Here is a 26,468-nt window from a genome sequence, read left to right as displayed (position 1 = left end):
GCACCGTGCCTCCCGTCTGTGTGGAACGGCTGGGGCTTACGCCTGGACCGCGACCTTCTCCGGGTCCTCGTTCGATCCCGGCGCGCTCGGCGCGACCGCGGCGCGCACGCGCGCACCCAGGTCGGGGTCGACGTTGGTCCAGTACGCGAACACGCGCTCGCGCAGGTCGTCGCGCGTCACCTTCGAGACGTGCCCGGCGATGTTGCCGACCAGGCGCTCGCGGGCGGCGTCGTCGAGGACCTCACGGTAGAGCGTGCCGGCCTGGCCGAAGTCGTCGTCCTCGGGGTGGAGCGTCGCGGCGGAGCGCTGCAGCGCACCGTCGGACTCCCACCCGGGGGCGTCGTCGGTGGCGTTCGGGTCGGCGTGCGCGCCACCGAGGGAGTTCGGCGCGTACACGGGGACCTCGGACTTCTGGAAGTCGAAGCGCATGGCGCCGTCCTTCGAGTACGAGTGCACCTCGTTCTTCGGGGCGTTCACCGGCAGCTGCGCGTGGTTCGTGCCGACGCGGTAGCGGTGGGCGTCGGCGTAGCTGAAGATGCGCGCGAGGAGCATCTTGTCGGGGCTGGCCGCGATGCCGGGCACGAAGTTCGAGGGGGCGAAGGTCGCCTGCTCGATCTGCGCGAAGTAGTTCTCCGGGTTGCGGTTGAGCTCCATCGTGCCGACCTCGATGAGGGGGTAGTCCGCGTGCGGCCACACCTTCGTCAGGTCGAACGGGTTGAAGCGGTAGCTGGCGGCGTCCTCGTACGGCATGACCTGCACCGCGAGGGTCCAGCGCGGGTTGTCGCCACGCTCGATCGCCTCGTGGAGGTCGCGGATGTGGAAGTCGGCGTCCTCACCGGCGATGCGGTCGGCGTCCTCCTGCGTCAGCGTCGCGTGGCCCTGCTCGGTGCTGAAGTGGTACTTCACCCAGAAGCGCTCGCCGTCGGCGTTGATCCACTGGTAGGTGTGCGACCCGAAGCCGTCCATGTGGCGCCAGCTCGACGGCAGGCCGCGGTCGCCCATCAGCCACGTGACCTGGTGTGCCGACTCGGGCGACAGGGTCCAGAAGTCCCACTGCATGTCGTGGTCGCGGAGGTGCGAACCCGGCAGGCGCTTCTGCGAGCGGATGAAGTCGGGGAACTTGATGCCGTCGCGGATGAAGAACACCGGGGTGTTGTTGCCGACGAGGTCGTAGTTGCCCTCGGTCGTGTAGAACTTCAGCGCGAAGCCGCGGGGGTCGCGCCAGGTGTCCGGGGAGCCCTGCTCGCCGGCGACGCTGGAGAAGCGCGCGAGCATCTCGGTCTGCTGACCCGGCTGCAGGAACGCGGCGCGGGTGAAGCGGCTGACGTCCTGCGTGACGGTGAACGTGCCGAACGCGCCGCCGCCCTTCGCGTGGACGACGCGCTCCGGGACGCGTTCGCGGTTGAACTGCGCGAGCTTCTCGACGAGGTAGTGGTCGTGCAGGGCGATGGGCCCGTCAGCGCCGACACCCATCGAGTGCTCGTCGCTCGAGACGGGGGCGCCGCTGTTGGTCGTCGTGGTGGGAGTGGTGGACGGGGTGCCGGTCGGCGTGTTCTGGTCGGACACGGTTCCTCCTGGGGTGGGGCTGGTTCGGACGGGGATGCTCGGGTGGCTCATGGGGTCGGCCGTGGCGGCCGGGGGTGGGTCAGGCGGGGACGGGCTCGGCGTCAGCATCGACGCGTTCCGCTGCAGCGCACGCGTCGCAGATGCCCCAGTAGGTGACCTCGGCCGTGGTGACCGCGAAGCCGTGGGTGTCGGACGGCGTCAGGCAGGGCGCATGACCCACAGCGCAGTCGACGTCCGCGATCGCGCCGCACATCGTGCACACGATGTGGTGGTGGTTGTCGCCGGTGCGCCGTTCGTACCGCGCGGGGCTGCCGGCTGGCTCGATGCGTCGGACCAGTCCGGCGCCGGTCAGTGCCGCGAGGACGCCGTAGACCGCCTGGTGGCTCGTGGTCGGCAGTTCGGCGGCGAGCGCCGTGACCAGGTCGTCGGCCGTCGCGTGCGGCATGGTCTCGGTCGCCCGGAGGACGGCGAGACGCGGGGTCGTGACGCGGAGTCCGGCGGTGCGGAGCAGATCTGCGTCGTCATCCATGAGGACCCCTTCTTTTGCGCTGCTCAAGACAACGACCACTGTAGCGCCATCCGGTGACGTTCGGCTGACCGATCGAGCAGGTGTGTCGGCGGCAGGCGCAGGCGGCGACGAGGAACGCCGGTGCCGCACGGACGTCCTGCGCCTGAGCCGCTTCTCACCGGATTCGACCGACCACCGCGGCTCCGCCGTCGCAGGATGATCCTGCAGCGCGATCCGCAGGAGGCACCCCACGCCGTCACCGTCCGAGTTCTGGAGCATCTGGCACGTCGACCCGCTGGCGGTCGCACTCCTCGTCCTCGCGGCGGGGACCTACGGCTGGCTCGTGGTCGGCGCGCACCGCTCCGGGAGCCCCTGGCCCTGGTGGCGGTCGCTGTCGTTCGCGGGGGCGCTGGCCCTGTTCGCGGTGCTGCAGTTCGGCATCGTCGGCGTGTACGACCAGACGCTGCGGTGGGCGTTCGTCCTGCGCCTGGCACTGCTCTTCTTCGCGGTCCCCACGTTCGCCGCGTTCGCCGCGCCCGTCACGTTGCTCCGGACGGGAGGCCCGGCTCGTCTCGCCCGCGCCACCTCCGCGGTCATGGAGTCACGCCCGGTCCGCGTGCTCGGGACGGCGATCGTGTCGCCGCTCGTCGCCCTCGCGCTGTTCTGCCTGCTGCTGACCCCGCTGTCGGCCCTGATCCGCACGTCCTCGGTCGGCGCGGTCGCGATCACGGTCCTCGTGCCGATGCTCGGGTTCGCCCTGCTCGCGCCGCTGTCCGAGCCCGGCGTGCTGCGCTCGTCGACGTTCGTGACCGCCGAGTTCCTGCTCGCCTTCGTGGAGCTGATGCTCGACGCGATCCCGGGCATCGTGCTGCGGATCACGAACCACGTGCTCGACGGTGCGACCGTGATGGTGTCGGGGCCGGCGTGGTTCCCGTCGCCGCTGCGGGACCAGCACCTGGCCGGGGACCTGCTCTGGTTCATCGCCGAGGTCGCGGACGTCCCCGTGCTCATCTCCCTGTTCGTGCGGTGGCAGCGGACCGACCGCCGCGAGGCCCGCGACGTCGACGCCCTCACCGACGAGGAGATGGACGCGCTGACCCGGGCGCACCTGTCGCGGCGGGACTGAGGCGGCGCCTCCGGCCCGGGTCCCAGACCGCCCTCGCCGGCGACGTCGAGGTCGTCGCGCGTGCGTCGGGACTCGGGGGCGCGGGACTGTCCGGCGGACGCGGAGAGCCCCCGGCCACTGGGCGTGGTCGGGGGCTCTCGGGGCGTGCGGTGACGGCTAGGCGCTGGCGTGCTTGCCGTGGTGGTCGGTCGCCGCGAGCTCCTGTTCGGGCGCAGTCGACGCGGCGGGGGCCTCGGCGTCGGGCTGGGTCGTGACCGCACCGGTCTGGGCCCAGGCCACGGTCTGCTTCGGCTTCGCGAGGAACAGCGCGGCGACGATGGCCGCGACGAGCACGACCGCCGGCAGGATGAGGGACTGCCCCATCGCCTTCGAGAACGGGTCGAGCAGGAAGCCCGGCAGCGACCCGATCTGCTGCTCGGCACCGCCGGCGGACGAGCCACCCGCACCCGACGGGAAGTTCGCCGTGATGCGGGCCTCGATCAGTGCGGCGATGCCGGCCGAACCGAGGACGGCACCGATCTGCCGCGTGGTGTTGTAGACGCCCGACCCGGCACCGGCCAGGCGCGGGGAGAGGTTGCGGGTCGCCGAGACCGACAGCGGACCCCACATGCAGGCGTTCGCGAGGCCCAGGAGCGCGCTCGGCAGGAGCACCCATCCCCAGTCGGCGTTGGCGCTCAGCAGGGCGGCGAACCAGAACAGGCCGCCCGAGAAGCAGGCGAGGCCGAACGCGGCGACCCAGCGCGGGTTCCACACGGTGAGCTTCTTGCCGACGAACGGTGCGAGCCCGGCCGAGATCACGGCCTGCGGCACGAGCAGCAGCGCCGCCTGGGTCGGCGAGAACCGGAGGACGTCCTGCGCCCACAGCATGATCGGCAGTGCGAACGACGAGATGGCGACGCCGACGGCCGTGATCGCGATGTTCGCGAGGGTGAAGTTGCGGTCCTTGAACAGGCCGAGCGGCAGCAGCGGCTCGCCCTTCTGCACGCCCTGCCACACCACGAAGGCGATGAGCACGACGATGCCGCCGATGATCAGCGACCAGACCGAGATCGGGCCGGTGATGGTGCCCCAGTCGTAGGTCTCGCCCTCCTGGATGCCGAAGACGAGCAGGAAGAGGCCGACCGCCGAGAGCACGATGCCGAGGTAGTCGAAGCGGTGTCGGTGCCGGTCGAACGTCGGGACGAAGCGCTGCGCGAGCACGAAGGCGACCACGCCGACGGGGACGTTGACGAAGAAGATCCACTCCCAGCCGAAGCCGTCGACGAGCAGGCCGCCGAGGATCGGGCCGACGAGCGAGGCGACACCGGCGACCGCGCCCCAGAGACCCATGGCGGCGCCACGGTTCTGCGGCGGGAAGATGCGCGTGATGACGGCCATCGTCTGCGGGGTCATCATCGCGGCGCCGAGGCCCTGGACCACGCGGGCGATGATGAGGACCTCGATCGAACCGGCCAGGCCGCACCAGAGGCTGGCCAGGGTGAAGACGACGAGGCCGACCTGGTAGAGCACCTTCGGGCCGAAGCGGTCACCGAGACGCCCGGTGATGAGCAGGGGCACCGCGTACGCGAGCAGGTAGGCGCTGGTCACCCAGATCACGGCGTTGATGTCCGCGTCGAGGGCCTTGGCGATGGTCGGGGTGGCGACGGACACGATGGTCGAGTCGACGAGGATCATGAAGAAGCCGACGACCAGGGCCCAGAGGGCTGGCCACGGCTTCTTCTCGGTCGTCCGCGGAGGCGTGACGGTGGTCATCGAGTGGGTTCCTTGCTGTTCGTGGAGGTGTGGGGAGGGACGGCCGGGCCGGTGCCGGGTTCCGTCCAGGGGACGTCGCCGCTCTCGATGCGGGCGACCGTGGCTCGGAGCCACTCGATCTGAGCGGTGAGCATCGCATGGACGTACGACACGTCGAGCCACCAGCGCTCGGGCAACGCTTTTGCCGAGACGACGGCCCGGATCTCGTCGAGTTCGGTCCGCTGGACCTCGAGGGCGGCGATCCGGTCGACGAGGGAGGAGACGGCCTCGTCCTGCGGGAGGTTCTCGATCTCCGCGAGCGCCAGGTGGAAGACCGGGTACTCGTCGGCCGGGGCGGAGATGAGCTCGAGCAGCCCGTCGTGCAGGGCTTCCCGGCCGGCGTCCGTGATCGCGTAGGTCGTGCGCTCGGGACGGTTCCCCGCCCGGTCGGTGCCGACGACGGCCGCGTGCCCGTGCTCCACCAGGCGGCCGACCTGGTGGTAGAGCGTGCCGGGCCGCACCTTCACGTTCCGTGCGTCGCGGCGGTGGGTCATGGTCTGGAACATCTCGTACGGGTGCGACGGCCCCTCGTTGAGGAGTCCGAGCGCGGCGTACGCGAGCGGCGTGAGCGACGCCATTCGAGCCTCCTGTCCGTCATCGATCCCGAATGTTCGACTTGGAATATACGTGATCGAACAGTTCTCCACAACCGCGCCCGCCGCGACGCGCGCGCCACCTAGACTGGAGCGGTCCCCACCCGATTCCCCCGTGCTGGAGTGAACACGTGCCAACGATCGTCGTCGAGGTCATGCCGAAGGCCGAGATCCTCGACCCCCAGGGCAAGGCGGTGGGCAACGCCCTCGCCCGCCTCGGCAAGAACGACCTGACCAACGTCCGCATCGGCAAGCGATTCGAGGTGCACGTCGACGGCCCCGTCGACGACGCCAAGCTCGCCGAGGTCCGCGAGATCGCGGTGGACGTCTTCTCCAACGCCGTGATCGAGGACGTCGTCTCGGTCAGCGTCGCCGACACCGAGGACGGCGTCGCCAAGTGACCGCCATGCGCATCGGTGTGATCACGTTCCCCGGTTCGCTCGACGACCGCGACGCCCAGCGCGCTGTCCGTCTCGCCGGTGCCGACCCGGTCGCCCTGTGGCACGGCGACCACGACCTGCAGGGCGTCGACGCGATCGTGCTGCCCGGCGGGTTCTCCTACGGTGACTACCTCCGCGCCGGGGCCATCGCCGCGAAGGCCCCGATCATGGCCGAGGTCATCGACGCAGCGGGCAAGGGCATGCCCGTGCTCGGCATCTGCAACGGCTTCCAGATGCTCGCCGAGGCCCGTCTGGTCCCCGGGGCGCACACGCGGAACGCCCACCAGCAGTTCATCCGCCGCGACCAGAAGCTCCGCGTCGAGAACGCCGGCACCGCCTGGACGAACGGCTTCGACGCCCAGCAGGAGATCACCATCCCGCTGAAGAACGCCGACGGCCGCTTCGTGGCGGACGCCGACGAGATCAAGCGCATCGAGGACAACGGCCAGGTCGTCTTCCGCTACGTCGGCGTGAACCCGAACGGGTCCATCGACGACATCGCCGGCGTCTCGAACGAGCGCGGCAACGTCGTCGGCCTGATGCCGCACCCCGAGCACGCGACCGAGCCCGGCTTCGGCCCGGACACCCCCGCGGCGATGGCCTCCGGTACGGACGGCCTCACCTTCTTCACCTCCGTGATCGAGTCGACGCTCGTCAAGTGACGACGCCGACGCCAGTGACAGGGAACAACACCACCGTGACGACCCACGTGCGCCCGAAGCCCGACACCGTGCAGGACGCCGCCGAGACGCCCGACAAGGAGCAGCCCTACGAGGCGCTCGGGCTCAAGGCGGACGAGTACGCGAAGATCCGCGAGATCCTGGGCCGCCGCCCCACCTCGGGCGAGCTCGCGATGTACTCCGTGATGTGGTCGGAGCACTGCTCGTACAAGTCGAGCAAGAACTACCTCCGGCAGTTCGGCCAGAAGGTCACGCCGGAGATGCAGAAGGACCTGATGGTCGGCATGGGCGAGAACGCCGGTGTCGTCGACGTGGGCAACGGCTGGGCGGTGACCTTCAAGGTCGAGTCGCACAACCACCCGTCCTACATCGAGCCGTACCAGGGCGCTGCCACCGGCGTCGGCGGCATCGTCCGCGACATCATCTCGATGGGCGCCCGCCCGGTCGCCGTGATGGACCAGCTCCGCTTCGGCGCGATCGACCACGAGGACACCGCGCGCGTCGTGCACGGGGTCGTCGGCGGCATCTCGTTCTACGGCAACTGCCTCGGCCTGCCGAACATCGGCGGCGAGACCTACTTCGACCCGGTGTACCAGGGCAACCCGCTCGTGAACGCCCTCGCCGTCGGCGTCCTCCGCCACGAAGACCTCCACCTGGCGAACGCGTCCGGCACCGGCAACAAGATCGTGCTCTTCGGCGCCCGCACCGGTGGCGACGGCATCGGCGGTGCGTCGATCCTGGCGTCCGACACCTTCACCGAGGGCGGCCCGACCAAGCGTCCGGCAGTCCAGGTCGGCGACCCCTTCGCCGAGAAGGTCCTCATCGAGTGCTGCCTCGAGCTGTTCCGAGACGACCTCGTCGAGGGCATCCAGGACCTCGGCGCCGCGGGCATCTCGTGCGCCACGTCCGAGCTCGCCAGCAACGGCGACGGCGGCATGCACATCTCGCTCGACGACGTCCTGCTCCGCGACCCCACGCTCACCGCCGAGGAGATCCTCATGTCGGAGAGCCAGGAGCGGATGATGGCGGTCGTCCGTCCCGACAAGCTCGACGCCTTCCTCGAGGTCGTCGGCAAGTGGGAGGTCGAGACCAGCGTGCTCGGCGAGGTCACCGGCACCGGCCGGCTCGTCATCGACTGGCAGGGCCAGGAGATCGTCAACGTCGACCCGCGCACGGTCGCCGTCGACGGCCCCGTGTACGACCGTCCCGTCGCCTACCCGACCTGGATCGACGCGCTCCAGGCCGACGGCGCCGAGTCGCTCGACCGCCCGGAGACGGGCCCGGCGCTGAAGGCCCAGTTCCTGCAGCTCCTCGGGTCGCCGAACCTGTCGGACAAGCGCTGGATCACCAACCAGTACGACACCTACGTGCTCGGCAACACCGCGCTGTCCTTCCCCGACGACGGCGGCATGATCCGCGTCGACGAGGAGACCGGGCTCGGCATCGCGATCGCGACCGACGCCAACGGCCGCTACTGCCAGCTCGACCCCAAGCAGGGTGCCCGTCTGGCCCTCGCCGAGGCCTACCGGAACGTCGCCGTCACCGGCGCCGTCCCCGCGGCCGTCACCGACTGCCTGAACTTCGGGTCGCCGGAGAACCCCGAGGTGATGTGGCAGTTCTCGCAGGCCGTCGAGGGCCTGGCGGACGGCTGCATGGAACTCGGGATCCCGGTCACCGGCGGCAACGTGTCGTTCTACAACCAGACCGGTTCGACGCCGATCCACCCGACGCCGGTCGTCGGTGTCCTCGGCGTGATCGACGACGTCGCCAAGCGCATCCCCTCGGGCTGGCAGGACGACGGCCACAACCTCTACCTGCTCGGCACGACGAGCCTCGAGCTCGACGGCTCCGCGTGGGCGGGCACCGTGCACGGGCACCTCGGCGGGCGTCCGCCGGCGGTCGACCTCGCCCGCGAGAAGGCCCTCGGCGAACTGCTCCGTGCAGCGACCGACGAGCAGCTGCTCACGAGCGCCCACGACCTGGCGGACGGTGGCCTCGGCCAGACGCTCGCCGAGGGCGTCCTGCGCTTCGGCGTCGGCGCACGCGTCGTGCTCGACGAGCTGCAGGAGCGCGACGGGGTCGACCTCGCGACCGCGCTGTTCTCCGAGTCGACCGGCCGCGTCGTCGTGTCCGTCCGCCGTGAGGACGACGTCCGCTTCCAGGGCCTGTGCAACGGCCGGGCCTTCCCGGTCCTGCGCATCGGCGTGACGGACGGCCACTCGCAGGCGCTCGAGGTCCAGGGCGCGTTCACCGCCAGCATCGACGAGCTGCGCACCACCCACGGCTCGACGATGCCGACCCGTTTCGGCGACGTCATCCAGGAGACCGTGACCGAGGGCGTCCTGGGCCGCGGCCCGCTCGCCTCGGACGGCACCTTCTCCCCCCGCACCGACAGCTGAGCGGCGGAACGCGATGTCGATCGTCACCCTGCCCTTCGCCGAGCTCGTCGACCGGTTCGGCCCCGTGCCGGACGGGATCGAGCTCGACGTGTGGGACGTCGAGGCCCCCTACGGACGCCCGGACGACGTCGCCATCGCGTTCCTGCCGTTCTACTTCGGTGGGCAGCACCGCTGGCAGTACGTGCACGACCTGCCGAACCTCCAGCTGCTGCAGCTGCCGAGCGCCGGCTACGAGCACGCGCTGCCGCACGTCCCGGAGCACGCGGCCCTGGCGAACGGCCGTGGCATCCACGACGACGAGACCGCCGAGCTCGCCCTCGGCCTGACGCTGACGGTGCTCCGCGAGATCGGCGCCTTCCAGCTCGACCGCGCGGCCGGCATCTGGGACGCCCGCGAGACCCGCTCGCTCGCTGACCGTCGCGTGACCGTCGTCGGGTACGGGGCCATCGGCGGCGCGATCGCCACCCGCTTCGAGGCCTTCAAGACCGACGTCCGCGTCGTCGCCCGCACCGCCCGGGAGCAGGACGGCCGCCACGTGCACGCGTTCGGTGAACTCCCCGAGCTCGCCCGGACGACCGACGTCTTGGTGCTCATCGCGCCGCTCACCGACGAGACCGAGGGGCTCGTGGACGCCGACCTGCTGGCGGCACTGCCCGACGGAGCGGTCGTGGTGAACGTCGCCCGTGGCAAGGTCGTCGACACGGACGCTCTCGTCGCCGAGCTGCAGAGCGGCCGGCTCTCGGCAGGCCTCGACGTCACCGACCCGGAGCCGCTGCCCGAGGGGCACCCGCTGTGGACGACGCCGAACACGGTGCTCACGCCGCACGTCGGGGGCAACACGGACCTCAGCGTGCCGCGGTCGATCGAGTTGATGCGCCGGCAGGTCGCCGCGCTGGCCGAGGGTCGGACGTTCGAGAACCTCATCGAGCGCTGACCGACCGGGTCGCAGCGAACCGACCCAGGGCCGAACGACAAGAACGACCCGAACGGCCCGAACGGCCCGAACGACCCGGACGGCCCGAACGGCCCCGGCTACACCGGGACGACGCAGGTCGGGGTGCCGACGGCGATCTGCGCCACGGCCTCCCCGGCACGCCGTCGTCCCCGACGGGCAACACCGCGATCGCGTCGGAGCGCTCGTTCGCGACCAGCACGAACCCGGGCACCCGCGCGAAGTGCCGCGGCCAGGCGCCACCGCACGGGGCGCTGCCGACGACGGTGAGTCCACCGTCCGCGGCGTCGAGCACGACGATCACGTCACGACCACGGACGGCGACGGTCACGCGGCCGGACTCGTCGGCCTCGATGTGGCTCAACAGGGACTCCCCCGTCGGCCCGTCGAAGGTGTCCACCGAGGCGACGAGCCGCAGCACGCCGCTGTCGTCGCGACGGAGACGATGCACGCGGCCGTCGAGCTCCCCGGCGACGATGAGGTCACCGTCGAACCAGGTCATGTGGCGCGGTCCGGCTCCCGGCGCGACGTCGTGCACCCGCACCGGCACGAGCGACACGGCAGCACCAGCACCAGCACCAGCACCAGCACCAGCATGAGCACCAGCGGCACCGGCACCGGCGCCGCCGTCCGACACCTCGACCCGGAACTCGTGCAGGGTGTCCCCGCCGAGGTCGGCGACGAGCACCGTGCCCTCCGGCGTCGGCACGGACTGGTGCGCGTGCGGCCCGTCCTGCCGATCCACGACCGGACCGGAAGCAGCAGGCAACGCCACCGTCGCGATCGCCGACGCCGGCACCACCACGGCACCGGCGGACCCCCGCGCCCCCACGACCCCGTCACTCGCCGCGACCGAGGCAGCGAACGACTCGGCAGCAGCCAACGACACCGCGGTCACGGTGCCGGAGACGTAGTTCGTGACGACAAGCGCCCCCGACGGATCGACCTGCACGTGGCAGGGCGCGTTCCCGCCGGCGGTCGCGGTCCAGCGGTGCTCGAGTGCGGAACCCGAGCGCCGGAACGCACTGACGCTGCCCTCGGCGGTCTCGGACACGGCGTAGACGCGGTCGCCGGAGACGGCGAGGAACGAGGGGTCGTCGAGGACGGCCACGGTCGCCGCGACACCGTTCTCGACGAAGGAGACGCCGGTCGCGTTCCCACCGCCCGTGGCCGTGTACGACCCGACGAGCAACCGCAGTCCCGCCACTGCGGACGCAGCGGACACAGCGGCCGCAGCCGACGGAACACCAGCGGCAGCCCCAGCCGCTTCGGGACCGCTGTCGCTCACGGAGCGTCCGCAGCGATCTCCTCGCCCACGGCGATCCGCTCGTGGTGGTGGATGACCTCGGCGACGATGAAGTTCAGGAACTTCTCCGCGAACGCCGGGTCGAGGTGGGACTCGGCAGCGAGCGAGCGGAGGCGTGCGACCTGGATCTGCTCGCGCCCCGGGTCGGCGGCGGGCATGCCGGCGCTGGCCTTGAGGTAGCCCACGCGCTGGGTGTACTTGAACCGCTCGGCGAGCATGTGGATCACAGCGGCGTCGATGTTGTCGATGCTCTGCCGGATGCTCTGGAGTTCCGCCACGGCCTCGTCGTCGTACTCGCTCATGGACAGAGCCTAGCGGCGGACCCCGGACCCCGACCCCGAACCCCAGCGCGCGCGGTGTCTGTGACAATGGAACGCATGTCAGCGCTCCTCGTGATCTCGTGTGTGTGCGCAGTCCTCGCCGGACTGGTGCACGTCTACATCTTCTTCCTCGAGTCCGTGGCGTGGACCAGCCCCCGTGTGCGGAAGATCTTCGGGATCGCCTCCGACGCCGAGGCCCGAGCCACCCGCTCGCTGGCCTTCAACCAGGGCTTCTACAACCTGTTCCTCGCGATCGGCGCGGTCCTGGGTGTCGTCTTCGTCGCGACGGGCAACCCCGCGACCGGCTGGACCCTCGTGGTGTTCTCCACCGCGAGCATGCTGGCCGCCGCCGTGATCCTCGCCGGCACGGGTCGTCGCTACCTCAACTCCGCCTTCGCACAGGGATCGCTGCCGCTCATCACCCTGCTGTTCGCCTTCCTCGGGTCGATGTTCGCCAACTGAGCGGATCCACCCCGACGGACAGTCGGATCGGCGCAGCCCCGGCACACCGCCGGACTTCGACGGCCAGTCGGATCGGCGCAGCCCCGGCACACCGCCGGACCCGAACGGCCAGGAGGCCCGCCCCACCACCCACGGACCGCGAGCGGTCCCGAGATGGCGGGTCGGGCCTCCTGTCTGTCCGAGGACGCGACCGACCGTGTCAGCCGAGCTTCTTCGCGAACTCGGCGGGCAGCCGGTCCAGCGTCCACTCGATCGCCGCGGTGGTGCCCATCGAGAACGCGGCCGACACGTCCTTGTCGTCGAAGACGATGTCGTGGCCGGCCTGCACGGACGGCACCTTCTGGAACAGCGGGTCGGACTCGGCGGCCGAGGCCTCGACGTAGATCGGCAGCACGACGGTCAGGTCGGCGTCCAGCAGGTCGAGGTTCTCGTTCGACAGCCGCACGGAGAACTCCTTGCCGGCTTCCTGGTCGATCTTCGGCGGGATCTCGAAGCCGAGGTTCCGCATGAAGGTCGCGCGGCTGTCGCGGGAGGCGTAGGCGCCGAAGCCCTCGGACGTGTACGCGGCGATGACGGCGGACTTGCCCTGGAACTCCGGGTGCTCCTTGCGGGCGGCGGCGTAGGCGTCGTCGACCCCGGACAGGAGCTTCTTGCCGGCGGCCTCCTTGCCGAGCGCCTTCGCGATCATCGTGGTCTGCTGCGTGGTCGAGGCGAGGTAGTTCTCCCCGCCCTTCGGGATCGCCACGGTCGGGGCGATCGCCGAGAGCTTGCTGTAGCGGTCCTTGTCGCCCGAGGACTTGACGTCGAGGATCAGGTCCGGCTTGAGCTTGAGGATGTCCTCGTAGCTCGGCTCGAGCGTGTTGATGATCTTCGGCGACTTCGTGTAGGCGCCCTTGAGCCACGGGCCGACGCCGTCGCCACCGAACGCGAGCCAGTCGCTCGCGCCGACGGGCTGCACACCGAGCTCGAGCGCCGTCTCCGCGTCACCCCAGCCGAGGGCGACGACGCGCTTCGGCTCGGACTTGATCGTCGTGGTGCCGAGACCGGTCGTGATCGACACCGGGAAGGTCGAACCACCGGAGGTCGACGACGACGACGCGGAGTCGGACGAGGAGCCGGAGGAGCACCCGGCGAGGACGAGCGAGGCGGCCACGACGGCGCCGGCAGCGGCGAGCACGCGGCGGAGGCGCTGCTTGGGAGAGGAAGGACGGATCACAGAGGTAAGGCTACCCTAAGAACCGCACTCGGAACGGGGATGGCTAGGCTGTCCGACCGTGACACCGTCGTACGCGGACCCGCACCGCACCCACCTCGCCGTGCTCGGCTCGCCGATCGCGCACTCGCTCTCCCCCGCCCTGCACGAAGCGGCCTACGCCGCCCTCGGGGTGCCGTTCACGTACGGGAGGCACGAGGTCGCGTCCGGCGAGCTGGACGCGTTCGTCGCGGGGCTGGGTCCAGGACAGCCCGGGCTGCGTGGCCTGAGCCTGACGATGCCGCTGAAGCGCGAGGTGCTGCCGATGCTCGACAGCACGACACCGCTCGTCGACGAGCTCGGCGTCGCCAACACGATCGCGTTCCGGCAGGTCGGTGAGAGCGTGCGCCGGGTCGGGGCGAACACCGACGTCGAGGGGCTCGTCCGCCCGGTCGAGGCCCTCGGGCACGTGCCCGGTGAGGCCACCGTCCTGGGTGGCGGGGCGACCGCGGCGAGCGCCATGACCGCGTCGTTGCGTCTCGGCGCCCAGCTCGTGCGGGTCTTCGTGCGGGACACCGCGCGGGCCGGTGCGCTCGTGCGGCTCGCGACGCGGCTCGGCGTCACGCTCGAACTGCACTCGCTCGAGGAGCTCGAAGCCGCGGGGCCGCTCGGGTTCGTCATCTCCACACTCCCCGGTGGTGCGGCGGACGACCTTCACCTGACGCCGTCGGGGCCTGACGCGGTGCTGTTCGACGTCGCCTACGAACCGTGGCCCACTGCCGTCGCATCGCGGTGGGAGGCCGGCGGCGGTCGGGTGCTGAGCGGGCTCGACATGCTGACCGAGCAGGCGATCGGGCAGATCCGGTTCTTCCTCAGCGGGGACCAGGAGGAGCTGCTGCCCGACGAGGCCGCGGTGCGTCGGGCGATGCGGACGGCCGTGGGGCTGCCGGCGGCGATCACCGCGTAGCGTTCCGGCGCGGGCGCTCAGCGGCGGGAGCGGGCCTCGGCGTCGACCAGGGCGAGCGAGACGTCCCACAGTCGGTCGGCGTCCACCGGGTCGAGCGCCCAGGGCACCACGCCGTACAGGCCGTCGCGCACGGCGTCGACGACCTCGGCCTCGTGGCAGTCCTCGAAGTAGCGTCCGGTGACGTCGGCCAGCTCCGGCGCGGTGGCGAGCAGGACGGACGTGGCGGCGCCCTGCTCGGGGGTCTTCACGAGGTCGCCGGCAGCCACCTTCGTCGCCGCCAGGACCTCCGGGTCCCAGTGTTTCTGCAGCCCGGTCCAGATGCCGCCGGGCATGCAGGAGTTGGCGGTGATGCCGTCGGCCGCCCAGCGCCGCCCGACCCCGACGGCGAAGAGCGCGTTCGCCGTCTTCGACTGCGCGTAGGCGAGACCGGGGTCGTACGCGCGACGCCGGAAGAAGAGGTCGTCGAACACGACGGGCGAGGAGCCGTGCCCGCTCGACGACAGGGCGACGATCCGCGCGGAGCCGGACGCTGCCAGGGCGTCGTGGAGCCCGAGCGCCAGGGCAAAGTGGCCCAGGTGGTTCGTCGCGAACTGCGACTCCCACCCGGCGGCCGTGTACGACTCGGGGGCGTCCATGATCCCGGCGTTGGCGACGAGCACGTCGAGCGGGCCGGACCAGGCAGCAGTGACGGATGCGATCGAGGCGGGCCGGTCGAGGTGCAGTTCGACGACCGTCGGTGCTGCTCGGGCAGTCGTGGCCGCGATGTCCTCGGCGACGCGCTGCCCCGCGGCGACGTCCCGCACCGCCAGGGTCACGGTCGCCCCGGCACCGACCAGGGCCCGCGCGGTCTCCACCCCGATGCCCGACGCCGCTCCGGTGACCAGGGCAGTGCGACCCGTCAGGTCGATGCCGTCGACGACCTCGGCCGCGGTGGTGCGGGCGCCGAAGGTGGAGATGTCTCGCATGGCCATGGGGCTCCCGTCAGGAGACGACCCCGTCGACGTAGGACCAGCGGCCCCGCTCACGGACGAAGTCGCTCGTCTCCTCGAGCGTGCCACGGCCGGTGTCGGACCGCCACCACGCACGGAACGTGACCTGTCCCCGCGTGTCGAACGGGCCTCCGTCCCGGGTGCCCACGATGTCCAGGCGCGTCCAGCGCTGCTCGGGGTCGAGCTCGAGGGACGCCGGGCGGGTGCTCGGGTGCCACGAGTCGAGCAGGTACTGGGGCAGCCCGAGCGCGAAGGCCGAGAAGCGGGAGCGCATCAGGCGTTCCGCGGTCGGGGCGGCAGCGCCGGCGTGGAGCGGCCCGCAGCACTCGTCGTACGGGTTGCCGCTGAGGCAGGGGCAGCGCGTCGTGTTCGCCGGCAGCGGGCTCATCAGTCGACGAGCGAGAGCGTGACCGTGATGTTGCCGCGGGTGGCGTTCGAGTACGGGCAGATCGCGTGCGCACGCTCGGCCACGCGCTGCCGCTGCGACTGCTCGACGGCGGGCGTGTAGACGTCGAGCTCCACGGCCAGCCCGAACTCGCCGGTGCCCGTGCCGCCGATGCCGACCTCGGCCGAGACCTCGGCGCCGGTGGTGTCGACGCCGAGCTCGCGGCCCGCGGCGTGCAGGGCCCCGAGGAAGCACGCGGCGTACCCGGCGGCGAAGAGCTGCTCGGGGTTGGTGCCCTCGCCGCTGCCGCCCATCTCCTTCGGCGGACGGGTGTCGAGGTCGAGACGGTCGTCCTCGCTGCGGACGTGTCCGTCGCGGCCACCCCCGGAGGCGTGGGCGACGGCGGTGTAGACGATGTCGAGACTCATTGAGCCAGGTGACCGCCTCTGTCTGGACGATCGCTGAACCCCGGCACCACGACCGGTGTCCGCCGCTCCCCCGGCCTGGCTGACCGGGCGTGTCCCGCGTCGGCGGCCGCTCGCACCGCGGCCGTACGGGACCCTGGAGTAGAACGTGAGGATGTTCTCCCTCGGTTGGCGCGCCTTCCGCGACCACGTCAGCCGGTGCGTCCCCGCTGACCGGAGGCGTCGGGCCGCCCGCATCGGCTCCCTCGTCGCCGCCCTCGCCCTGGCCGCGCTCGGAATCGTGGGAGCGGTCGCGCCGTGGCCGGACCTCGGCGAGCCCGTGACGTGGGTGGGCATCGTGCTGCTCGCGATCGCCGTCGGTCTCGTCGGGGTCGCTGCGGTGCCGGTGCGACCACGGTCCGCTGACGGTTCGCGCGTGGACTGGTCCGGCAGTCTGCTCCCGGCGCCGGACGACACCGAGCGGTACTTCCGGACGCGGTCGGCACCGACGATCGCGGCACAGGACCGGGACCAGGTGCTGCGCCACGCCGAGGCCTTCCGCACCGCCATCGTGCCGGAGCTCTGGCGCAGCCTCGTCCTCATCGCGGCGTCGGTGGTGGCGTTCGGGGCCGCCGTTGTGCTCGACCTCCCCGGGCGCGTGGTGCTCTGGGTCGCGGTGATGTCCGCGGCGTGGTCGATCGCGGGTGCACGGCGGCTCGGACGCGTCGAGCGTGCCCGAGGACTGGCCGAGTCACTGCCGTCCCCCGAGGCCGAGCCCCAGCCCCAGCCCCAGCGCCAGCGCCAGCGCCGCGACGGCGCACCGCGCTCCCCCACAGCGCGCGGCACGAAGCTCGGGCTGCCCGAGGACTGACCGGCGGCTCGGGTGAGCGACCTGGACGGCAGTTCTCGTTCGCGGCGGTGACGGATCCGGTTCGCGGAACGCGGGGTTCGTCCTCCGGATTCGTCAGCGCGCGATCAGAACGCCGCCATCGCCCCCTGGTCCGAGCGATGCTCAGCTGGTTCGGGTAGGACAGACCACGTGTTCCGACTCGGCTGGCAGGTCTTCCGCGCGCAGTTCGCCGACGCGGTCTCCGTCGACCGGTTCCGGCGTGCGCTCCGCATCGGCGTGCTCGCGGCCGTGGTCGCTGCCGTCGTCATGGTCGCGACCGAAGCCGCCTTCCAGTGGGCGTCGACAAGCACGGGCGTGACGGTCGTCGTGATCGTGCTGCTGGCGATCGCGACGGGCCTCCTGGCGCTCGGCTGCTGTCCGGTCGCATGGCCCCTCGACCCCGCGGCGACAATCAACGGTCGGCAGGTCCGCCCCGACACCGCGCGGACCGTTCGGACGTCGGTGAAGCCCTACCTGCGGCGGAAGCCCCCGGCCGTGCGCCCGGAGGACCGGGAGGCGGTCCTCGTCGACACCGCGCTGCTCCGGCGCGGGCTGGTGCTCGACCTGACGCGGTGGGCGCCACTCCTCCTCGCCGGGTTGCTCGCCGCGGTGGCCGCGTGGACGGCCGGGGCGTTGCCGGCGTACGTCCTGCTGTACTTCGTTCTCTGGTCGGTGGGCGTGCTCGACCGGGTCCGCGAACTCGGCCGCGCCGAACGAGCCCGCCGTGCCGCCGCTGCCCTGCCCCCGACCGACGCACGCCCCACTCCGCCCACGCCCACGGCCACCCGGACGGACCGAGTCTCGCCGCCACGGACAGATGGCGCGCCGATCACGGCGCACGATGTCCGCCCAGCCGAGACTCGCCCCGGCGCCTGACCGCCTGACCGCCCGCAGGCAGGCACGCACGCACGCACGCCCGCCGGCACCGCACCGGTGTCGGCGGGGACGGGCACACTGGGCGCATGTGTGGCCGCTTCGTCGTCTCCGACACCACCGCCGACCTGCTCCCGGAACTCATCGGTGAGCTCGCCGCCCGGACCGAACACGTGGACCAGGACACCGGCGTGGTGAGCACCGGGCTGGTCCCGAGCTGGAACGTCGCGCCGACGGACCCCGTCTCCGCCGTCCGCCAGCGCCACGGGGAGCGCGAACTCCCGCAGATCAGCTGGGGCTTCGTGCCGAGCTGGGCGAAGGACTTCCAGAAGCAGCGGCCGAAGCCGATCAACGCCCGCATCGAGACCGTGGCCACGAGCGGCATGTTCAAGCGGGCCTTCGCGACGAACCGGTGCATCGTCCCCGCGCAGGGGTACTACGAGTGGGTCGTGCGCGAGGACGGCAAGGAACCCCACTTCGTGCACGAACCCGGCGGCGCACTCGCCATGGCCGGCGTCGTGAGCGCCTGGCCCGACCCGACCAAGCCCGAGGACGACCCGGACAAGTGGCGGCTGTCGCTGGCGATCATCACGCGGGACGCCCACGTGGCTCCGGGCGAGGTGCACGACCGGATGCCGGCGTTCCTCACGCCCGACGGCTACGACGACTGGCTCGGCGCCGACCTGGGCAGCGACGACCTGCTCGCACTGCTCGACCACGAGTCGTTGGCCGTCGCCGCGGGCCTGGAGCAGTACGAGGTCTCCCGCGCGGTCAACAGCGTGCGGAACGACGGCCCGCAGCTCATCGACCCCGTCGCCTGACGGCGCACGACAGGAGGCCCCGATCACGTCCGCCGGGTGGCGGAGGTGATCGGGGCCTCCCGTCAGGACCTGCTAGCCGCGCCGCAGCGGACCGTAGGTGGGCTGACGACGACGGAGCAGCAGTGCTGCGCCCGCCAGGAGCGCGGCCAGGGCCGCCAGGCCCATCCCGACCAGGCCGGTGGCACCCGTGAAGGCGAGCTGCGCAGCATGCGCCGCAGCAGCGAGCCCGACCGGGTAGACCACGGTGATCGTCGCCGTCACGGACTGCCCGTCGGTGTCCGTGACCGTGTAGGGCATCTGCAGGGTGCCGGGGCGGTCGGCCGCCGGCGTGAAGCGCACGGTGCCGTGCCGGACGATCCAGACGCCCTGGCCGTCGACGGCCACGCGGGAGACGCGGGCGCCGGTGGCGGGGTCGACCAGGCGCAGTGAGGCGGTCCGGAAGCGGGCGCCTCCGGTGGCGTCGTCGTTGCCGATCGGGGCGATCGTGACGGCGCGGCCCTGGGTGCCGACGACCCGGTCGTCGGTGGCGACGGCGTGCGCGACGACGGTGATGGTCGTGGTCGCGGTGGTCCGCTGGCCCGCGGCGTCGGTCACCCGGTACGTGAAGGTGTCCGTGCCGGTGAACCCGGCGGCCGGCGTGTAGACGTACGAGCCGTCGGCGTGCACGGTGACGGTGCCGTGCGCGGGCTCGCCGTCGAGCGCGGCGGTCAGGCCGGTGCCGCGGTCGTTGGCGAGCAGACCGTGGGGTGCGCTCACCGGCAGGGCGACGCCGGCGATGGTGCTGCCGTGGTCGTCCGCGGCCGCGATGCCCACCGTGACGTCCACCGCGGAGTCCACCCGCTGGCCGGAGGCGTCCTGCGCGGTGTACGTGACACGGTCGGTCCCGGAGAACCCGGCGGCCGGCGTGTACCGGAGGGTACCGTCAGCGGCGATCGTCGCCGTGCCGTGCGCTGCCGCACCGACCGCGACGACCCGCAGGCGGCTGCCGTGGTCGTTGCCGAGCACGCCGGGGCCCTTGACCGTCACCGGGGTGCCGGTCGTGGTGCGGGCAGCGTCGGGCTTCGCGGTGGGGACGACATCGATCGCGACGAGTGCGGTGGCGGTGTTGCCGTCGGTGTCGTGCGCCGCGTACGTGAACCAGTCACGACCGGACCAGCCGGAGCTCGGCGTGTAGACGTAGGAGCCGTTCTTCGCCAGGCGGAGCACGCCGTGCTGCGGCTTCGTCTCCATGGACGCCCACAGGCCGGTGCCGGCGTCGTCGGCCAGCACGCCCTTCGCCGCGGACATGCGCACGACGCCGTTGGTCGTCGTGGTGCTCCAGTCGTCGGTCGCGACCGCGCCCACCAGGACGGTGACGGTGGTCGTCGTCAGCTGCCCGGATGCGTCCGTCGCCGTGTAGGTGAAGGTGTCCGTGCCGGAGAAGCGGGCGCCGGGCGTGTAGACGAGCGACCCGTCCGGGCCGGCCGTCACGGTGCCGTGGGCGGCCTTCCCGTGACCGGTGACCCGAAGACCGGTGCCACGGTCGTTGCCGGTGAGCGTGGTGCCGGCGATCCGCAGCGCCGTGCGCGCCGGGGTGCGGAGGACGTCGGCGACGGCCGTCGGGGTGGTCGTCACGGTGACGGTCGCCGTGGCCGTGCCCGAGGTCGGGTCCGTCACGGTGTAGGTGAACGTGTCCGTGCCGGAGAACCCGGACGCGGGGACGTACGTGACCGTCCCGGGGCCGCCGATGGTCGCGGTGCCGTGGCCGGGCGTGCCGACCGCGGTGACCGTGAGCGCGGTGCCCGAGTCGTTCTTCGTGACGCGGACGTCGACGGGCGTGGACGCCCTCGTGGTGGCCGTGTCGGCGAGCGCCTTCGGGGTGACGGTGATCGTCACGGTGCCGGTCGTGGTGGTGCCGGTGCCGTCGGTGACGGTCACGTCGAAGGAGTCCGGGCCGGAGTACCCCGGGGTCGGGGTGTACGTGTACGACCCGTCCTCGGCCACGTCGACGGCGCCGTGTGCGGGCTTCGTGGCGTCCGTGACGGTGAGGCCGGTGCCGGTCGAGCCGGCGAGGACGCCCTGGTCGGCGGGGACGACGAGCGTGCCGTCCGCGGTGGCCGCGGTGTCGGCGGCGACGACGACCGGGGTGACCGTCACCGTGACGGTGCCGGTCACCGTGGTGCCGTCGGACCCCGTGGCCACGTAGCCGAAGGTGTCCGTGCCCGACGTGCCGGGTGCCGGCGTGTAGGTGACCGTGCCGTCGGCGTTGCGCACGACGGTTCCGGTGGTGGCGGTGCCCGTGGTCGTGGGGCCGACGGCGGTGACCGTCAGGCCGTTGCCGTGGTCGTTCGCCGTCAGGTCACGCGAGGTGACGGTGACGGGCTGCCCGGCGGCCGTGGTGATCGCGTCCTCCACCGTGCTCGGCTGCACCGTGACGCGCACGATGCCGGTCGAGGTGTTGCCCTCGGCGTCGGTGGCCGTGTACGTGAAGGTGTCCGGGCCGGACCAGCCGTCCCTCGGCGTGTACGTGTACGAGCCGTCGGCGTGCAGGTCCACGGTGCCGTGGAGGGGCTGCTCGTCGAGCATCGCCGTCAGACCGGTGCCGTGGTCGTTCTCCAGCACGCCCGCTGACGCAGCGACCGTCAGCGTCGACCCAGCGGTCGCCGTCGCGGTGTCGGGCGTCGCCTGGGGTCCGACGACCACGACGACCCAGCTGGTGGCGGTGCCGCGCGCCGCGTCGACGACGTCGTAGTGGAAGGTCGCGGTGCCGGAGAACCCGGTGGTCGGGGTGAAGACGACGGTGCCGTCCTGCCCGAGGGCGACGGTGCCGTGCTGCGCGTCACGCACGGCCGTCACGGTGACGCCGGTGCCGACGTCGTTGCCGGTCAGGGCGCTCGTGGCGATCGTGACGGCCTGGTCGACCGTCGTCGTGGCGGTGTCGGGCAGGGCGTGCGGGGCGACGGTGATGGTCGCGGTCGCGGTGCCCGAGGTCCGGCCGGCGCCGTCGGTGACCCGGTAGGTGACCGTGTCGGTGCCGGAGGAGCCGGTCGTCGGTGCGTAGTCGACGCTGCCGTCGTCCGCGACGACCGCGGTGCCGTGCGTCGGCCCGGTGACGATCGTGGTGACGAGCTCCGTTCCGAGGTCGTTGCCCTGCACGTCGACCGTGACCGGCACGTTCGCCGTGGTCGTCGCGCGGTCGTCCCTCGCCGTGGGCTGGACGACGACGGTGACGGTCGCGGTGGCCGGGGTGCCCGACCGGTCGACGACCGTGTACTCGAAGGTGTCCGTGCCGGAGAACCCGGCGGCCGGCGTGTACGTGTACGTGCCGGTGGCGCCGTCGAGCTCGAGCGAGCCGTGGGCCGGCGTGGTGTGCGCCGTCACGCCGAGGCCGTCGCCGAGGTCGTTGCCGAGCAGTCCGGTCGCGCGGTCGGTCGTTGCGGCGGAACCGCCGGCAGCGACGCTGACCGTGTCGGCCACGGCCTGCGGGGCGACGTGGACGGTGACCGTCACGGTGTCGGAGCCGGAGCCGTCGGTCACCGTGTACGTGAAGGTGTCCGTGCCGGAGAACCCAGCAGCGGGCGTGTACGTGTACGAGCCGTCCGGCTGCACGGCGACCGTGCCGTGGGCGGGCTGGGTGGACCCGCTCACGCGGACGTCGTGGCCCAGGTCGTCGGCCAGGAGGCCCGGCGCGGCTCCGACGGTCGGCTGTCCGGCCGTCGCGGTGACGGTGTCGGCCCCCGCCGTCGGCAGGACGGTGACCGTCACGGTCGCGGTGGTCGTGGTGCCGGAGGCGTCGGTCGCCGAGTAGGTGAAGGTGTCCGGGCCGGACCAGCCGGCGGCCGGGGTGTACGTGTACGAGCCGTCGGCGTGCAGGTCGAGGACACCGTGGGTCGGGTCGGTGTGGTCGGTGACCGTCAGGCCCTTGCCGGCGTCGTTGGCGAGGAGGCCGTCGCTGGCCCCGGCGGTCGTGGTCGAACCCGCGTGCACGGTGACGGCGTCGGCCGCGGCGCTCGGGGTCACGGTGACCGTGACGGTGCTCGTCGCGGTGCGGCCCGAGGAGTCCTTCGCGGTGTAGTCGAACGCGTCGGTGCCGGAGAACCGGTCGGCGGGCGTGTAGGTCCAGGAGCCGTCGGCGGCGACCGTCGCGGAGCCGTGGGAAGGAGTCGTGTTCGACACGACGGACAGACCGGTGCCGCTGTCGTTCGCGAGCACGCCGGCCGCGGGGACGCGTACCGGGGTGCCGGCGGGCGTGGTGCGGGTGTCGGGGCTGGTGCTGACGTGGGTGGCCTTCATCACGTTGGCGAAGGTCACGACGACGTCGGTGCCGTCGCTCGACACGGCCTGCGGGAACACGAAGGACGCCTTCGTGCCGGTGCCGGTCGCCACGGTGCGGTTGCTGCCGAGGTCGACGGCCTTCCACGTCGTGCTGTAGTTCGCCGGGTCGGTGGTGCCCGACGGGGTCTGGGTCACGGTGTAGTTCTTGCCGGGCGTCGTCAGGATCGCGCCGGCCTTGCGGGTCTGCACGCCGGTGTCGGAACCGGTCGTGGTGTCGCTCGTGCCCGTGTTCGAGCCGGTGATGCCGTCGCCGGTGATCGCGAGGCCGAACTGGTCGCCGGCGGCCCAGCGCTCGTCGATCGAGGCCTGGCCGGTGACCGTGTCCGCGTAGTTGCAGGACGCCAGGTCGCTGGCGCCGTAGTTGCCGACGATCGGGAAGCTCCGGACCTGCGTGCCCGCGGTCGGGTCGAGCTGGTAGATCGTCGTGGTCGCGACGTTGTTCGTCGTGACCGAGTTCGACACGTAGAGGTAGCCGTCGGACGAGAACGCGATGCCGGGGCTGCTCGTGCCCGCCGGCAGGGTCGCGATGGCGGTGGTGGCGAGCGCCGTCGTGCCGGGGGTCGTCGGGACCGTCTCGGTGTTGACGCGGTAGACGGTGTCGGCGGCGACGACGAACATCAGGCCGCGGGAGCTGAACGCGAAGTCGCCGTTGCCCGTCTTGAGCCCGTTGACCTGGCCGACCTGGCCGAGGTACCGCTTGGTCGCCGGGTCGTACGCGCCGAGCCAGCCGGTGTTGTCGCCGTAGTAGTAGATGCCGGTCGCCGGGTTGACGGCGCCGCGGATGATGGACCGTACCTTGTCCGTGGCGATCGGGTCGGACGCGGTGTTCGTCGCCGGGTCGAACGAGCGGATCGTCGCGGTGGTGCCGTTGCCTGCGGCGAACAGCGACTTGCCCTCACGCGAGATGCCGAGGCCGTTGTTCGCGCCCGTCCCGAGGTCGGCGACGTCGACCGTCGAGCCCTTCGTGTCGCCCGTCGTGATGTCGACGGCGACGACCTTGCCGGCGCCGTTCGTCGCGTAGAGCGTGTTCTGGTCGCAGACGAAGTGGCCGTCGGTCGTCGCGGTGACCGCTGACGCCGGTGTCGCCGCGACGACGGCCGTGGCCGTGCTGAGTCCGGTCCCCACGAGCAGGGCGGCAGCGAGCACGGCGAAGGGCCGGACGCCCGCACGGCGGCGGGGCACAGCAGAGCGCTGGGTTGCAGACAGCATGGATCACTTCCGGGTCGGGTCGACGGAACGCGACCCGCTCGATCCCGCAGGGCCGGGAGAACGGACGTTCGCGCTGGCCTGATCCTGACAGGAAACCCAGAGGAATTGGGGACAGTGATGGTCCCCAGTAGGGGGGACCACTCGTTCGGGGGACGGCCCGACGGGCACTGCCCCGGACATGACGAACGCCCCGCCGGAGACCGACGGGGCGTGCTGTGGAGGACGACTAGGAGGTGGTCCGGATGACGTCCGGCAGGACCATGTGCAGCCGCTCGGCGAGCTTCGCCTGGGCTTCCTCGAGCGAGCGGAAGTCGCCGACGTACTGGCCGAAGGTGTCCGACACGAAGTAGTGCGAGCCCTGCTTGTCGACCGTGCCGCCGTAGTAGCCGCCGTAGTTCGCCGCCCAGAGCCCGGTGTCCGGCCGGGTCCAGAGGATCGTGGCGCGCGCGGGCTGTGCGGGTGCGATGACCTCGGCCTCGATGGCCGCGATGACCTCGATCGTCTCGGTGTCGAGGGTGACCTCGGTGGTCGCGTGGTGGTCGTCGATCAAGCTCATGGTCGTTCCTTCGTGTCGTGCGGGTGCTGCAGTTCGTGCGGGTGCGGTCGAGACGCTGGTCAGTCGACCGGGCGGATGACCGGCGGGAGCATCACGTGCAGGCGGTCGGCGAGGTTCGTCTGGGCGTCCTCGAGCGAGGCGAAGTCACCGACGACCAGGCCGAACGTGTCCGATGCGACGTAGCGGTTCGCGACCTTGTCGACCGAGCCGCCGAAGTACCCGCCGTAGTTGGCGACCCATTCGCCGTCGTCCTCCTGCGTCCAGGTGAGCTTCGCGCGGGCCGGACGGGCGCTGGGGGCGACCCCGGCTTCGAGGATCGCGATCGTGTCCACCGTCTCGGTGTCGAGGGTGAGTTCACGGTGCGTCTGCGTGCTGCTGGCGGTGATGCTCATGGCGCTGCTCCTGTCGCGATCCGGGGTACATCGTGCTGTCCCAGAAACCTATGGCCTCGGCGATGTCCGCCGCCATCCAGCCCCGGGCATTCACGGCTTCCGTTCATGCCCTCCATCAGACGGCCCCGGTTTCGCGGGGCTGATGCACCCCAGACCGGGGTACACGTCCCCCACCGGGGTACTCGCGGTTCGGACAATCGCGGATCGGGGGACACCGCCCCGCGGACGATACGGTCGCTCCCATGACGCCGCGACGGACCGAGCTGCTCGCGCGGGCGCTCCTGGTCGTGCTCGGGGTGGTCGTGGTGGCGATGGTCCTCGTCCCTGCGTCAGCGCAGGCCGCGGTGTCCGTCGTGCTCCGTGTCGCGAACGCGCTCCGGACCCGCGTCGGGCACGGCACGCTCACCCTGTCCGACGACTTCGTCCTGGCCGCGGTCGTCACCGGGGTGACCACCTGTCTGCCGGCGCTCGTGGCGGGGGCGGGTCGAGCCTCCAGGCCGGATCCCCTGCCGGTGCGGCGAGCCGCGCTCGTGAGCCTGCTGGTGGCGGTGGTGGGCGCCGTCGCGCTCGCACTCGTGCACGCTGCGCCGTTCACCACGTTCCGGTCCCTGGTGACCGCTGCCGCCCTCGGGGTGGCGCTCGGGACGCTGGGGCTGGCCGCGCACAGGACGCTGCGGGACGCGGGCAGGAGCGCGCTGCGGGCGGACGGACGGAGTCGGCGGGCTGCCGTGGTCCTCGGGGCCGTGTACGCGGCGGTCGTGGGCGTCATCGCGTTCACGGGGTCACCGGTGGACGCCGGGGCGCAGCCGTGGCTGCTGCGGACGCTCGAGCGCCTGCACGGGATCGGACTGCCGGGGTGGTTCGACTACGCGGCGACGGAGTTCTCGGCGAACGTGGTGTTCTTCGTGCCGCTCGGGGTCTTCGTGGTGCTGCTGCTCGGTGCGCGCCGGTGGTGGGTCGGCGCGGGGACGGGGTTCGTGCTGAGCGTCGTGATCGAGGTGTCGCAGTCGCTGTTCCTGCCGGCACGGTTCGGGTCCGTGGACGACGTCGTCTCGAACACGTGCGGGGCCGTCATCGGGGCGCTGGTGGGGGTCGTGGTCGTGGGGCGGAGCGGGTCGCTCACATCTCGGTGACCCAGGCTTCGGGCATGGCCCCTCGTGATCGTCCCCGTCCTCCGACCCGTCCTGGCACGCGGCCGTGGGTGTTCGTCGTGATCGCGGTGCTCGGTGTCGTGGCGGTGGGGCTCGTCGTGGTCGCGCTGTTGTCGCGCTGACGGGGTCCGTTCATCCGGAGTTCCTGGCTGACGCGGTTCCGGGAACGACGAAGCCGCCGGG

25 protein-coding genes are annotated in these 26,468 nt (G+C 72.0%); 12 read left to right on the top strand and 13 right to left on the bottom strand.

Annotated elements, in window-relative coordinates:
- Positions 1-36 precede the first annotated feature (36 nt).
- Together OVA28_RS07070 and OVA28_RS07065 are read right to left on the bottom strand one after the other, a co-directional pair.
- Positions 37-1,566, bottom strand: coding sequence for a catalase (locus tag OVA28_RS07070; RefSeq protein ID WP_268096347.1), 1,530 nt, complete (start codon positions 1,564-1,566; stop codon positions 37-39).
- Between the two features lie 79 nt (positions 1,567-1,645).
- Positions 1,646-2,095: a Fur family transcriptional regulator gene (locus OVA28_RS07065; RefSeq protein WP_268096345.1), complete on the bottom strand. Its 450-nt coding sequence runs from the start codon at positions 2,093-2,095 to the stop codon at positions 1,646-1,648.
- A gap of 211 nt (positions 2,096-2,306) precedes the next feature.
- On the opposite strand from OVA28_RS07065, the gene OVA28_RS07060 reads away from it, so the two are divergent.
- A complete protein-coding gene (locus tag OVA28_RS07060; RefSeq protein ID WP_326493766.1) occupies positions 2,307-3,200 on the top strand; it encodes a cytochrome c oxidase assembly protein in 894 nt (297 codons plus the stop codon).
- A gap of 156 nt (positions 3,201-3,356) precedes the next feature.
- Here the strand turns inward: OVA28_RS07060 and OVA28_RS07055 are convergent, their stop codons facing one another.
- Positions 3,357-4,952 (bottom strand): DHA2 family efflux MFS transporter permease subunit, encoded by a 1,596-nt coding sequence (locus OVA28_RS07055; protein ID WP_194660076.1) that lies wholly within the window; start codon positions 4,950-4,952, stop codon positions 3,357-3,359.
- Positions 4,949-5,569 (bottom strand): PadR family transcriptional regulator, encoded by a 621-nt coding sequence (locus OVA28_RS07050; protein WP_268096344.1) that lies wholly within the window; start codon positions 5,567-5,569, stop codon positions 4,949-4,951. The genes OVA28_RS07055 and OVA28_RS07050 overlap by 4 nt, the downstream gene beginning before the upstream one ends.
- A gap of 146 nt (positions 5,570-5,715) precedes the next feature.
- Here OVA28_RS07050 and purS point away from each other — a divergent pair, with 146 nt between their 5' ends.
- Genes purS through OVA28_RS07030 form a run of 4 tightly spaced genes read left to right on the top strand, consistent with a single transcriptional unit; the run spans position 5,716 to position 10,037 of the window.
- Positions 5,716-5,985, top strand: a complete 270-nt coding sequence (purS, locus tag OVA28_RS07045) for a phosphoribosylformylglycinamidine synthase subunit PurS (RefSeq protein WP_194660074.1) — start codon at positions 5,716-5,718, stop codon at positions 5,983-5,985.
- A 5-nt stretch (positions 5,986-5,990) separates the two neighbouring features.
- Entirely contained in the window at positions 5,991-6,686 is a 696-nt protein-coding gene (purQ, locus tag OVA28_RS07040) for a phosphoribosylformylglycinamidine synthase subunit PurQ (protein ID WP_194660198.1), read from the top strand.
- A gap of 35 nt (positions 6,687-6,721) precedes the next feature.
- On the top strand, positions 6,722-9,103 hold the full coding sequence (purL, locus tag OVA28_RS07035; protein ID WP_268096343.1) for a phosphoribosylformylglycinamidine synthase subunit PurL: 2,382 nt from the start codon (positions 6,722-6,724) through the stop codon (positions 9,101-9,103).
- 13 nt (positions 9,104-9,116) lie between these two features.
- Positions 9,117-10,037 (top strand): 2-hydroxyacid dehydrogenase, encoded by a 921-nt coding sequence (locus OVA28_RS07030; RefSeq protein ID WP_268096342.1) that lies wholly within the window; start codon positions 9,117-9,119, stop codon positions 10,035-10,037.
- Here the strand turns inward: OVA28_RS07030 and OVA28_RS07025 are convergent.
- Together OVA28_RS07025 and OVA28_RS07020 are read right to left on the bottom strand one after the other, a co-directional pair.
- Entirely contained in the window at positions 10,024-11,280 is a 1,257-nt protein-coding gene (locus OVA28_RS07025; RefSeq protein ID WP_268096341.1) for a lactonase family protein, read from the bottom strand. The two genes, OVA28_RS07030 and OVA28_RS07025, sit on opposite strands and share 14 nt — an antisense overlap.
- Before the next feature lie 59 nt (positions 11,281-11,339).
- The gene (locus OVA28_RS07020) at positions 11,340-11,663 is read right to left on the bottom strand and encodes a chorismate mutase (RefSeq protein WP_194660071.1); all 324 of its coding nucleotides are present in this window, start codon (positions 11,661-11,663) and stop codon (positions 11,340-11,342) included.
- A gap of 75 nt (positions 11,664-11,738) precedes the next feature.
- Here OVA28_RS07020 and OVA28_RS07015 point away from each other — a divergent pair, with 75 nt between their 5' ends.
- Entirely contained in the window at positions 11,739-12,143 is a 405-nt protein-coding gene (locus OVA28_RS07015) for a DUF1304 domain-containing protein (RefSeq protein WP_194660070.1), read from the top strand.
- 199 nt (positions 12,144-12,342) lie between these two features.
- Here the strand turns inward: OVA28_RS07015 and OVA28_RS07010 are convergent, their stop codons facing one another.
- Positions 12,343-13,359 (bottom strand): iron-siderophore ABC transporter substrate-binding protein, encoded by a 1,017-nt coding sequence (locus OVA28_RS07010; RefSeq protein WP_268096339.1) that lies wholly within the window; start codon positions 13,357-13,359, stop codon positions 12,343-12,345.
- A 58-nt stretch (positions 13,360-13,417) separates the two neighbouring features.
- On the opposite strand from OVA28_RS07010, the gene OVA28_RS07005 reads away from it, so the two are divergent.
- The gene (locus OVA28_RS07005; protein ID WP_268096337.1) at positions 13,418-14,302 is read left to right on the top strand and encodes a shikimate dehydrogenase family protein; all 885 of its coding nucleotides are present in this window, start codon (positions 13,418-13,420) and stop codon (positions 14,300-14,302) included.
- Positions 14,303-14,319: 17 nt separating this feature from the next.
- On the opposite strand, the gene OVA28_RS07000 is transcribed toward OVA28_RS07005, so the two are convergent.
- Genes OVA28_RS07000 through OVA28_RS06990 form a run of 3 tightly spaced genes read right to left on the bottom strand, consistent with a single transcriptional unit; the run spans position 14,320 to position 16,104 of the window.
- A complete protein-coding gene (locus tag OVA28_RS07000) occupies positions 14,320-15,273 on the bottom strand; it encodes an SDR family NAD(P)-dependent oxidoreductase (protein WP_268096336.1) in 954 nt (317 codons plus the stop codon).
- Positions 15,274-15,283: 10 nt separating this feature from the next.
- Positions 15,284-15,679, bottom strand: a complete 396-nt coding sequence (locus OVA28_RS06995; RefSeq protein WP_268096335.1) for a YchJ family protein — start codon at positions 15,677-15,679, stop codon at positions 15,284-15,286.
- Complete coding sequence (locus tag OVA28_RS06990; RefSeq protein WP_268096333.1) at positions 15,679-16,104, bottom strand: organic hydroperoxide resistance protein; 426 nt, start codon at positions 16,102-16,104, stop codon at positions 15,679-15,681. The genes OVA28_RS06995 and OVA28_RS06990 overlap by 1 nt, the downstream gene beginning before the upstream one ends.
- Before the next feature lie 151 nt (positions 16,105-16,255).
- On the opposite strand from OVA28_RS06990, the gene OVA28_RS06985 reads away from it, so the two are divergent.
- The 3 genes from OVA28_RS06985 to OVA28_RS06975 all read left to right on the top strand — a co-directional run bounded on the left by OVA28_RS06985 (position 16,256) and on the right by OVA28_RS06975 (position 18,663).
- On the top strand, positions 16,256-16,951 hold the full coding sequence (locus tag OVA28_RS06985; RefSeq protein WP_268096332.1) for a hypothetical protein: 696 nt from the start codon (positions 16,256-16,258) through the stop codon (positions 16,949-16,951).
- 168 nt (positions 16,952-17,119) lie between these two features.
- Positions 17,120-17,845 (top strand): hypothetical protein, encoded by a 726-nt coding sequence (locus tag OVA28_RS06980; RefSeq protein WP_268096331.1) that lies wholly within the window; start codon positions 17,120-17,122, stop codon positions 17,843-17,845.
- Between the two features lie 86 nt (positions 17,846-17,931).
- Complete coding sequence (locus OVA28_RS06975) at positions 17,932-18,663, top strand: SOS response-associated peptidase (RefSeq protein ID WP_268096330.1); 732 nt, start codon at positions 17,932-17,934, stop codon at positions 18,661-18,663.
- A gap of 72 nt (positions 18,664-18,735) precedes the next feature.
- On the opposite strand, the gene OVA28_RS06970 is transcribed toward OVA28_RS06975, so the two are convergent.
- The 3 genes from OVA28_RS06970 to OVA28_RS06960 all read right to left on the bottom strand — a co-directional run bounded on the left by OVA28_RS06970 (position 18,736) and on the right by OVA28_RS06960 (position 25,134).
- Entirely contained in the window at positions 18,736-24,186 is a 5,451-nt protein-coding gene (locus tag OVA28_RS06970) for an Ig-like domain-containing protein (protein WP_268096328.1), read from the bottom strand.
- A gap of 226 nt (positions 24,187-24,412) precedes the next feature.
- Positions 24,413-24,742: a hypothetical protein gene (locus tag OVA28_RS06965; protein WP_268096327.1), complete on the bottom strand. Its 330-nt coding sequence runs from the start codon at positions 24,740-24,742 to the stop codon at positions 24,413-24,415.
- Positions 24,743-24,801: 59 nt separating this feature from the next.
- The gene (locus OVA28_RS06960) at positions 24,802-25,134 is read right to left on the bottom strand and encodes a hypothetical protein (RefSeq protein WP_194660060.1); all 333 of its coding nucleotides are present in this window, start codon (positions 25,132-25,134) and stop codon (positions 24,802-24,804) included.
- A gap of 242 nt (positions 25,135-25,376) precedes the next feature.
- On the opposite strand from OVA28_RS06960, the gene OVA28_RS06955 reads away from it, so the two are divergent.
- Both OVA28_RS06955 and OVA28_RS06950 read left to right on the top strand, forming a co-directional pair.
- Positions 25,377-26,267: a VanZ family protein gene (locus tag OVA28_RS06955; protein ID WP_268096326.1), complete on the top strand. Its 891-nt coding sequence runs from the start codon at positions 25,377-25,379 to the stop codon at positions 26,265-26,267.
- Positions 26,268-26,281: 14 nt separating this feature from the next.
- Positions 26,282-26,407, top strand: a complete 126-nt coding sequence (locus OVA28_RS06950; RefSeq protein ID WP_267238440.1) for a hypothetical protein — start codon at positions 26,282-26,284, stop codon at positions 26,405-26,407.
- Positions 26,408-26,468 lie beyond the last annotated feature (61 nt).

Source organism: Curtobacterium sp. SL109 (genome assembly GCF_026672405.1).
In the GTDB taxonomy this organism is placed as follows: domain Bacteria; phylum Actinomycetota; class Actinomycetes; order Actinomycetales; family Microbacteriaceae; genus Curtobacterium.
Note: the sequence above shows the minus strand (reverse complement) of the source record. Positions and strands in the feature narration are given on the sequence as shown.

What these genes read in the sequence shown, in the direction of transcription:
- OVA28_RS07065 (WP_268096345.1), bottom strand. Translation starts at nt 2,095, where the DNA reads ATGGATGACGACGCAGATCTGCTCCGCACCGCCGGACTCCGCGTCACG.
- OVA28_RS07055 (WP_194660076.1), bottom strand. Translation starts at nt 4,952, where the DNA reads ATGACCACCGTCACGCCTCCGCGGACGACCGAGAAGAAGCCGTGGCCA.
- OVA28_RS07050 (WP_268096344.1), bottom strand. Translation starts at nt 5,569, where the DNA reads ATGGCGTCGCTCACGCCGCTCGCGTACGCCGCGCTCGGACTCCTCAAC.
- purQ (WP_194660198.1), top strand. Translation starts at nt 5,991, where the DNA reads ATGCGCATCGGTGTGATCACGTTCCCCGGTTCGCTCGACGACCGCGAC.
- OVA28_RS07030 (WP_268096342.1), top strand. Translation starts at nt 9,117, where the DNA reads ATGTCGATCGTCACCCTGCCCTTCGCCGAGCTCGTCGACCGGTTCGGC.
- OVA28_RS07020 (WP_194660071.1), bottom strand. Translation starts at nt 11,663, where the DNA reads ATGAGCGAGTACGACGACGAGGCCGTGGCGGAACTCCAGAGCATCCGG.
- OVA28_RS07015 (WP_194660070.1), top strand. Translation starts at nt 11,739, where the DNA reads ATGTCAGCGCTCCTCGTGATCTCGTGTGTGTGCGCAGTCCTCGCCGGA.
- OVA28_RS07000 (WP_268096336.1), bottom strand. Translation starts at nt 15,273, where the DNA reads ATGGCCATGCGAGACATCTCCACCTTCGGCGCCCGCACCACCGCGGCC.
- OVA28_RS06995 (WP_268096335.1), bottom strand. Translation starts at nt 15,679, where the DNA reads ATGAGCCCGCTGCCGGCGAACACGACGCGCTGCCCCTGCCTCAGCGGC.
- OVA28_RS06990 (WP_268096333.1), bottom strand. Translation starts at nt 16,104, where the DNA reads ATGAGTCTCGACATCGTCTACACCGCCGTCGCCCACGCCTCCGGGGGT.
- OVA28_RS06985 (WP_268096332.1), top strand. Translation starts at nt 16,256, where the DNA reads ATGTTCTCCCTCGGTTGGCGCGCCTTCCGCGACCACGTCAGCCGGTGC.
- OVA28_RS06975 (WP_268096330.1), top strand. Translation starts at nt 17,932, where the DNA reads ATGTGTGGCCGCTTCGTCGTCTCCGACACCACCGCCGACCTGCTCCCG.
- OVA28_RS06970 (WP_268096328.1), bottom strand. Translation starts at nt 24,186, where the DNA reads ATGCTGTCTGCAACCCAGCGCTCTGCTGTGCCCCGCCGCCGTGCGGGC.
- OVA28_RS06965 (WP_268096327.1), bottom strand. Translation starts at nt 24,742, where the DNA reads ATGAGCTTGATCGACGACCACCACGCGACCACCGAGGTCACCCTCGAC.
- OVA28_RS06960 (WP_194660060.1), bottom strand. Translation starts at nt 25,134, where the DNA reads ATGAGCATCACCGCCAGCAGCACGCAGACGCACCGTGAACTCACCCTC.
- OVA28_RS06955 (WP_268096326.1), top strand. Translation starts at nt 25,377, where the DNA reads ATGACGCCGCGACGGACCGAGCTGCTCGCGCGGGCGCTCCTGGTCGTG.
- OVA28_RS06950 (WP_267238440.1), top strand. Translation starts at nt 26,282, where the DNA reads ATGGCCCCTCGTGATCGTCCCCGTCCTCCGACCCGTCCTGGCACGCGG.